At 56.3% G+C, this 8,927-nt stretch carries 7 protein-coding genes; 3 read left to right on the forward strand and 4 right to left on the reverse strand.

Annotated elements, in window-relative coordinates; all coding sequences use genetic code 11:
* Window positions 1–200: 200 nt before the first annotated feature.
* Window positions 201–647: a hypothetical protein gene (locus L0H14_RS10700; protein ID WP_301421805.1), complete on the reverse strand. Its 447-nt coding sequence runs from the start codon at window positions 645–647 to the stop codon at window positions 201–203.
* Between the two features lie 159 nt (window positions 648–806).
* Complete coding sequence (locus L0H14_RS10705) at window positions 807–1,595, reverse strand: sulfite exporter TauE/SafE family protein (protein WP_301421806.1); 789 nt, start codon at window positions 1,593–1,595, stop codon at window positions 807–809.
* A 176-nt stretch (window positions 1,596–1,771) separates the two neighbouring features.
* On the opposite strand from L0H14_RS10705, the gene L0H14_RS10710 reads away from it, so the two are divergent.
* Window positions 1,772–2,836 carry an MBL fold metallo-hydrolase gene (locus L0H14_RS10710; RefSeq protein ID WP_301421807.1) on the forward strand — a complete coding sequence of 355 codons (1,065 nt, stop codon included), beginning with the start codon at window positions 1,772–1,774 and terminating at the stop codon, window positions 2,834–2,836.
* Entirely contained in the window at window positions 2,836–4,173 is a 1,338-nt protein-coding gene (locus tag L0H14_RS10715; RefSeq protein WP_301418443.1) for an MFS transporter, read from the forward strand. Before L0H14_RS10710 ends, L0H14_RS10715 begins: the two co-directional genes overlap by 1 nt.
* 81 nt (window positions 4,174–4,254) lie before the next feature.
* Here L0H14_RS10715 and L0H14_RS10720 read toward each other — a convergent pair whose 3' ends face one another.
* Both L0H14_RS10720 and L0H14_RS10725 read right to left on the reverse strand, forming a co-directional pair.
* Entirely contained in the window at window positions 4,255–6,228 is a 1,974-nt protein-coding gene (locus L0H14_RS10720; RefSeq protein WP_301418445.1) for an HNH endonuclease signature motif containing protein, read from the reverse strand.
* Window positions 6,229–6,628: 400 nt separating this feature from the next.
* Window positions 6,629–7,687, reverse strand: coding sequence for a LysR substrate-binding domain-containing protein (locus L0H14_RS10725; RefSeq protein WP_301418447.1), 1,059 nt, complete (start codon window positions 7,685–7,687; stop codon window positions 6,629–6,631).
* A gap of 128 nt (window positions 7,688–7,815) precedes the next feature.
* Here L0H14_RS10725 and L0H14_RS10730 point away from each other — a divergent pair, with 128 nt between their 5' ends.
* Window positions 7,816–8,907, forward strand: a complete 1,092-nt coding sequence (locus tag L0H14_RS10730; protein ID WP_301418449.1) for a Zn-dependent alcohol dehydrogenase — start codon at window positions 7,816–7,818, stop codon at window positions 8,905–8,907.
* Window positions 8,908–8,927 lie beyond the last annotated feature (20 nt).

The raw sequence follows: 8,927 nt of genomic DNA on the forward strand, positions 1-8,927 counted from the left end.
CTTAGGGTGCTGTGACAAGAGAGAACGTCCTCAAGATGGCCTTACCTTGCGCACTTAAGGACGAACGCGGTCAATCCTAACTGAACTGTGCGGATAATTTCGCATGCAGAACTCGTTCAAATATCAATAAACAACCTAAAAACGGTCAGGCCTAGTCAGGCAGGAAGCGTTTAACGCACTGCCTCGACACAGCTTTCACCCTAGAGGTTCATCCTCGCGTCGCAGGTTTCGTCCAGGTGGGCGGCGGCGTCTTGAACATCTACGCCCTGCAGTTCCTCTTGGAACTGGGAGTGAATTGAATCAAGGTCACCATCTGCGGAACTGACTGAAGCTCGCAGCGCATCGGCCAAGGTAGTGATGGATTGTGCAAGTTCAACGTTTTCTGCGTCGTTACTCACGGCCTCGATCTCGGCTATACCTTCACTGAAGTGATCGGCAATATCGTCGGCTTCCATTGACTGCAGGTCGACGTCGTTGAACTTACCGTTGATCTCGTTGAATCGCTCACAGGTCACCTCGGTGGAGTCTGTGCCGGAAACCGAAACGTCGTCACCCGAGACCCCTACATCGTCACCCGAACCGCACCCGCTCAGCGCAAATATGGCGGCGAAAGCGACGATGGCGGGCGAAATGTTCTTGAGCAACATAGGGTTTCGGCAATCTCCTCGGCGAGGGTGAATTCTTGCGGCACATGAGCAACAAGGTACACGCTAAAACACTGACACCAGAATTGCTATAACTGGCGCAACGCCGTCAACGAAATGCCACAAAAGCTGTACTTGACGAGGCAAAATGCTCGGCCGAGACTATTTTGCGGGACAGGATAATACATCAACCAGCATCCGCACGATGACGATGGCTAAAAATGCCGCGAACACGATGTTGGCGATTGCAGGGGCCAGCGCATGGGCTGTCCACACGCCAAGCGGGGTCATGATTGCCGCACTGAGTCCAACGGTGAGCGCCCCGGCCGGATCCACGTTTTTGCGCAGCACATTCGATACGGTGCCCGATATGCCGGTGGCAATAACCATCAGCAGCGAGGTGCCCTTTGCGACGAGGTCACTTTCGCCGAACAGCACGACCAGCAGTGGCACTACGATGACGCCGCCGCCGATGCCCAAGAGCCCGGACATCACGCCGGTGAAGAGTCCAAGCGCAACCAGGGCGACGCCGGTAAGTATGTCGATATCCACCGTGGCATCACGCGACGGGACCACAAGAAATAGCGACACAATGACGATGATCATGAACGCGATAAAGCCCCACTGCACGGCACGCTGCGGGAGCACCGACAACAACCAGGAACCAATGGGTGCCCCGAAAATCGACCCGGCTGCCAGTAACGCGGCCATCAGGAGGTTGACGTTGGATTCGGCGGCGTAACTGATGACCCCGACGATCGAGGGGAGAATGACGGCGAGCAGCGAGGTGCCCACTGCAATGCGAGTTTTATACCCCAGCAGGTAGACCAGCGCCGGCAGGATGATGATGCCGCCGCCGATGCCGAAGAGCCCCGATGAAACGCCAACGGCTAGGCCTAACAACACGAGTCCGAACCAGTTGCGGCTCGCGGGCTTCGCTGACGTCTCCAATGTCGCTCCGATCAGTTGCGGATAAATCTTCTCGAAACGAGGTTAGCAGCAAGCGGATCATAGGTTTCCCTTATGAGAGCTATCGGAACATTTAGATTTACTTCTGTCAACGCCTATCGGACTATAGATGTAGATCACATGACGTAGCCCACATTTGGGGCAGTAAAGGAGTTGCAGTGCAACAACCAACAGATCTCGCGCCTCGCGTGGTGACCCTGGGTACCGCCGGAGGACCACGCTGGTGGTCGTCGAAAACCGGTCAACATCGCCACGGTATTGCCACCGCCGTCGTCGTCGGCAATGCCTATTACCTGGTGGACGCCGGACTGGGTGTTGGTCGCCAACTGGAACGCGCCGAATTGTCTTTCAACGACATGCGCGCCATGTTCATCACGCACTTGCACTCGGATCACACGGTGGACATCCCCAGCCTGTTGCTCATGGGGCTCTATGCTCGTGATACCGACAAGGCACCGATCCAGCTCTTCGGTCCGGGTGACCGCGGCATGCTGCCACCGGTTTCTGCTCGCGCCGAGGTTAAACCACAACCCGTGTGCCCCGAGAATCCAACACCGGGTATCTCCGGTATGGTGCATTCGATCGTTCAGGCGTATGCCACCGATCTCAATGACCGGATTCTGGATGCGCTGCGGCCGTCTCCGCTGGATTGTTTCGCGGTCAATGACATCGAGATCCCGGCAAATATTGGGTATCACCCGAATGACAATCCGACGCCGGCCGGCATGGCACCTTTCGAGGTGTACCGCGATGAGCTGGTGACAGTCACCGCCATTCTTGTGGAGCACCCACCCGTGGCTCCGGCGTTTGCTTTCCGCTTCGATGCGGTCGCTGGCTCGGTTACTATTTCTGGTGACACTACTGCGACCGACAACTTGGTCACGCTGGCAACCGGCACTGATCTGTTGCTGCACGAAGCGATTGACTTTGATTGGGTTGAGGCAGCTTATGGTGGCGGCCAGACGGATACCGAGCAGGCCTCAATCGACCACCATCGCAAGTCACACACCAGTCCGGAACAGGCCATTGAATTGGCTACGCGCGCCGGTGCTTCTCGCCTTGCGCTGCACCATTTGGTTCCGGGCAACACTCCCCTAGACCGTTGGGAAACCCTCGGGGCAACGTTTGAGGGCGAGTTCCTCATCCCGCACGATCTTGATTCCATCTCTTTTGCTCGTCAAGACGCCGAGCAAGCTGACCAGCTCACTAAGGTAGGTGTCTAATGACAACGACCACGCAACCCGAAGAGATTGCTTCGGAAGATCTCTCTGATTCTCTGAATACGACGATGATGCGTCGTATTCTCGCTTCGAGCTTCCTGGGCTCGATGATCGAGTTCTACGACTTCATCTTGTTCGCCACCGCGGCGTCGATCGTATTCAGTCAGGTCTACTTCGTTGACCTCGATCCAGGCCTTGGCTTATTCCTGTCCTTCACCATCTTGGCGGTCGGCTACGTTGCCCGCCCGATCGGTGGCATTGTCTTTGGGCACTTTGGTGACAAGATCGGGCGCAAGGGTGTGCTCGTGACGTCGATGATGCTCATGGGTGGTACCACCGTGGCCATCGGCCTGCTGCCACCAACCGCGACGATCGGTGTTGCTGCGCCAATTCTCCTCACGGTGTTCCGCGTTATTCAGGGGCTTGCTGTGGGCGGCGAATGGGGCGGAGCCATGCTCATCGCTCTGGAGCATTCACCGAAGAAGCGTCGTGGTTTCGCCGCGAGTTTCGCGAATATGGGCGGCCCGGCCGGTGCCGTGCTCGCCACCGTCGTCATGAGTGTGTTCACCCTGCTGCCGGATGAGCAATTCATTAGCTGGGGCTGGCGTATTCCGTTCCTGTTGAGTGCCGTATTGGTGTTCATTGGTCTGATTATCCGCATGAAGGTCCACGAGTCCCCGATCTTCCAGAAGCTGCAGGACAAAGCGGATGAGCGTAAAGTGCCGTTGCTTGAAGTGATCTCCAAATACCCAAAGAACCTGATTCTGGGCATCATTGCTGGCATGAGCTCCTACACCGTGCAGGGCTTGATGACAGTTTGGGGCATCTCCTACGTCATTAACAGCGGACTGGACTCCACGCATGTGCTGTGGGTTAAAGCGCTTGGTGCAGCATCAACGGTGGTTGTTGTTTGGTTTGCTTCACAACTCTCGGACCGCTTTGGTCGTCGTCCGGTGATGATTGTTGGGATGTTCATCGGTGCGGTTGCTGCATTCCCGGTCATGTTCATGCTGGATATGAGCAACCTATGGGTCTTCGCCATGGCACTGCTGATTACTCAAGGCCTTGTGCAGGGCACGATCTTCGGGCCGTTCGGTGCATTCGCTGCGGAAATGTTCCCGACCCATATTCGTTATACGGGTGCATCATTGGTTTACCAGACGTCTTCCACTCTGGGTGCTGGTTTCACTCCGATGATTGCTTCGAGCCTCGTGGCAATTGCGGGTGGCTCCCTATGGTTGATCGCGGTCGTGTGGATTGCTGTCTTCCTGATAGCGATCCTTGCTATTTCGTTCGTCAAGGAGGGCCGCACTGCGGACCTGGAAGGCGACATGCGCTAAACAGTCGCTAACGCGCGTAGCCGCTCGGTGGGATGCTTTTGCAGCATCTGACCGAGCGGCTCTCTGCTATCTACTCGAGGATCAGTTGTTCCAATACAGATTACGCAGCAGTGGCTGGCAGGGATCGAGCCACGGTGCGGGCTTGAAGAAGAGTAAGCCATCGATTCGGTGAATGGTCCATGCTCCGGTGTGGATCGCGGTGTGGTGGGTGCCGCAGATGGTGGTGGCGTTTTCTTCGTCGGTGCTGCCTCCACCGAGCCATTCTTTGATGTGGTGCACGTCGCATAATATGGCTGGGGTGGTGCAGCCTGGAATTTGGCATCCACGGTCGCGGGCGAGAATGGCACGTCGCTGGGTCAGTGTGAAAAGTCGTTGGGTACGCTTCTGGTTTAACACCGTGTCTTGGCCTTCCCAGATTTGGCCAACGAGTTCGCTGTCGCAGCATAGGATCTCAGCGTCGGCAGGGTGAATCGGGCCGGTATGTTTAGCCTCGGATCGAAACGGCGTCCATAGCCGCGATTTCACATTCCTAATCCCAGAGTTGTCTGCCGTTGACGAGCCACTATCGTTCCCTTCTGGCTCAGGGCGACCCGGGGTGTTCGGATGCCGAATGAGTGGTGGAACAAACCCTTCAATACCGGTTGGTCGCTGCGCGTCGGGCGGTAACGGTGGCACTCCTAGTGTTTGATACGCGGTCTGCACATCCTGAACTATGACTAATTGGGCGGAGGCGCCGTGGGAGCGCTTAATTCCGACCTCCGCGGGGTCCATTCGCAGCAGGGTGCGGAACATACCAATCAGGAGCGCACCGATTTTTTGGCCCGAGGTCAATGGATCTATCTCATCAAGTTCTTGAGCAGTGTAGGGGTTACCCTGGTCGTCTTCACCCATCACCCGGTCCGGATCATCAAAGTTCGGCAGATCATCGAGGTTTTCTGGCAGTGGGCCGCCGTCTTCGTCTGACGGTGGAGGGCCGTTGGTTTCGTTGGCGGGGCGGATCAGGTTGATGAGATCCTGGGGAATAAATACTTCCCCACCGCTGGCTTTGAGCATATGCAGACTGAAATTTTTGAACTGATGGAAGAGTTCTGGGGTGGCATCCATCCAGATTCTGCCACCTCCACCAGGCAAGTTTTTAGTTTTGATCGCGTTATCTGGTGGTTTTCGTAAAGATTGAGATGGAGAAGGCCCATCTGCATTAATTGCATGGGCGAGCTGGTCCATCCACATTTTCCGAGCGCTGGTGAATGCCTCTGGTGTGGAAGTTTCACCAGCTGCCACCAGGGTTGGCTGAAACGCCTGCAAAACCTGCTCCATATATCCAATTGGCTCACCGACCTCCTGTGAATACTCGGCAAGCTTGTGGTGCATACCCACAATTCTGTCTGCGATCTCTCCCGATATCCGTCCTTCCACAAACGAGGCTGCTATGTCCGGGTAGGTGGGTTGGCAAAATAGATTACCCGGGTCGCCATCGGGCGTATTCGTCAATAATGGCACTCGCTCGACGTGCTTTTTGGCTTTAGGCGCTGACCAGAGCCTGGTCTGGCGTAAGTATTGGCCTTCGTCGCGGAATGGGACCGCGCCCGCGGGCGTGCCGAGATATAGGGCCTGTTGCCTCATTGCTTTGCGCGCATACCCAGCAAAGATTGTATTGGCAGCTTCGGTGAGATTGTCTAATTGGCTAAGCATCAGCCCCAGCGCTTGGATGGTGTCATAATATTGCTCCGGCACGACCAATTCCTCGCTGGACGTCTCCACAGCTGCAGGTGGTTCGCCGTCTTGAACACCAGCTTGAGCACCGACTTGGTTTGCTTCTTCGGGGGCTACTTGCTGGCTTGGCTGGAAGCCAGCCCAGTCGCCACCAGAGGAGCTCCGGTAAGTGGGAATGTCGTGAAATGACGCCGGTTTTGCCATCTGGTTGGTGGCCATCATGATCAACTGCAATCCCGCATGTAACAGCTCACCTTGGGATGCCCCGGGAACTTTGTCGAGATTTAACACGTCCGTTGGCACTGGAGTACCCAACTTGGGCAGCAATGACGGTAAATCCATACCGTGCCTCCTCACATGAAAATCAACAGACGGAAAAGAACCTCGATAACGAAACAGGAAAAATAAAAATACGGGACAGCATGAGCGGGAAAATCGAAAAGAAAATACCGGAAGCAGTAGCTAATTCGTACCTCTATTCTACCGGCAGGGAGCAAATCTGGCAATACTTTTCATGACTTTTTAATATGTTTATTTAATGCTTTATTGGCTTTTTAATTGCATTACCATATTTACGATCTGCGTAATAGCGTGTCTAGCATTTTGTGGATAACTCAACCAGGTGGACTTATCCACAATCAGGTAGACACGGGTGGGTAGCCGGCTTGCATACTCTGGAGCCGCAGTCCGTGATTGACCTACCGGAAGAACCTCGAATTTTGGCGCACTAAACTTGTGCAAGTCAGCTTTGCGCCCCTGCAGCATCTAACCGGTCGGCTTCCGCCTTGCACACGGAGATGAGCTCACGAAGACGACGACTGCGGCGCTCCTGAACATAGGCAATACAGATGTCGCTGGGTTCAAAGTCTTCCAGCTGGATGGTCACCAGCGGCAGCCCGTCATAGGACACATCAACGGGTGGACGCTGCACGAGCACGCTGAACCCCAAACCGCGGGCAACCATGCCGCGCACGGCCTCAAAACTGGTCGAGCGCCAGGTGATATTGGGCTCGAGGCCATGAGCCCGAAGCTTCGGCAGCTGATTTTCACGCACGGCCGGGACATCCAGCAGCACATAGGGGTCATCGCCAAATTCTTCGACTCGTACACTCTTTCGGCCCGCAAAACGGTGCGTGGGCGGGACCAATGCGTAGCCCTGCCCGCGTCGGATGACCTGATGACGTACGCCGTCGATGAGGTGACCGGTATGGGTAAACACCGCATCGAACCGTCCCTCAAGCATCTGCTGTTGCAGAGCCTTGCCGTCGCCCTCGGTAATCTGTACGTTGACCTGTGGGTTCGGCACAATAAAGTTTTCGGTAATAAACGGCACCCAAAACGGTGCCACCGCCGTGTAACAGCCGATATCCAGCGGGCCAACGAGTTCATCGGATCGATCGCTCATTTCCTGCTGCAGATCCGCCGCGCGACCCACAAGTTCCCGCGCATCGGCAAGGAACCTGCGGCCCGAGGACGTCAACCGAATGCCGTGGGTTCGTGTTCGCACCATGAGTTGTTGACCAACCGAAGGCTCGAGTTCGTTGAGCGACTGCGACATCGCCGCCTGGGAGATGTGGACCTGATCGGCGGCAGCAGTGACCGTGCCGGCATCGGCAGCCGCGATGAAGTGCTGCAACTGCCGCAGGGTGAAGCGAAACGGATCCACGAACATCTCACCAACAGACTCGGAATACCAACGGTCCTGTAACTCTACTTGGTGGCCCTCGATGCGGCCGCCCCGCTGACTCAAAACGACGCCGCCCCGCATTCCGATCTGCACCCGGATCACCCCTGACGACATCTGGGGCTGCTGCTAAGCCCCATGTCGCCAGGCGCTTTGCTGCATCGGTAACGTAGAAGATGTTGCTCCGGGTAACCGAGACACAAGTTTTGCATCACCACAAGGGTGAAAGCGTTCGAGAGGAATATATGAAAGCAATGGTAGTCAGAGAACTCGGCGGTGGCTGGGTTCCAGAAGAGATCACAATCGCAAAGCCACAGGGCAACGAAGTTCTTGTAGACATCAAGGCATCCGGGCTGTGCGGCAGCGACCAGATGGAGATGAGCACCGAGGTTCAATTCCCACCGCCATCCGTCCTGGGTCACGAAATTGCCGGCATCGTCACCGAGATCGGGCCAAACGTCACCAACATCGCCGTGGGCGACCACGTTGCAGCATGCCTGGTCCAGTTCTGCGGCAAGTGTGAAGAATGTCTTTCCGATGACGTAGGGCTGTGCCTCAACCCATCCGCCACTGAACGAGCCGAAGGTGAAGCCCCTCGCCTGACCGACAGCGACGGCAAGGCACTGAACCAGGGCATGGGCCTGGGCGGGTTCGCCCAGCAGGCACTAGTGCACGAGAACATGCTGGTCACCATCCCCAAAGAGATGCCGTTCCCACAGGCCGCAGTCCTGGGTTGTGGCGTGGTCACAGGTACCGGTGCGATCTTCAACGCAGCACAGGTAGAACAGGGCGCAACCGTTGCCATCATCGGCGCCGGCGGCGTCGGTCTCAATGCCATCAGCGGCGCGGTCGTCGCTGGCGCAGCGAAGATCATCGTGATCGACCTGAATAATGAAACGTTGGAAACAGCCAAGAAATTTGGCGCCACGCACATCATCAACTCCGGCGAACAAGATCCTGTTGCCGCGGTCAAGGACCTCACCGGCGGTCGCGGAGTGCCTTACGCGTTCGACATCGTGGGCATCACCCCGACAGCACGTCAGGGGTATGACATGCTCGCCAAGGGCGGCACCCTCTACCAAATCGGTATGGGTGGCGGAAACCTGGAGTTGGCGAACCTGGGGAACATTTTCGACCGCAAGGCTATCCAGGGCGTATTCATGGGTTCCGGTGTTCCAAAGCGCGACATCCCGGTACTCGCCGACCTGTATCTGCAGGGCAAGCTGAACCTTGATGACCTCGTTTCGGCAGAGATCAGCCTGTCAGAAGTCAATGAAGGTTACGAGAAGCTCAAAGATCCTCAGGTGAACCGCGTCGTCATCACCTCATTTGAATAATGACGACGGCGTGCGTTCGC

The sequence above is a fragment of the Yaniella sp. genome, from assembly GCF_030453185.1.
GTDB lineage: Bacteria > Actinomycetota > Actinomycetes > Actinomycetales > Micrococcaceae > Yaniella.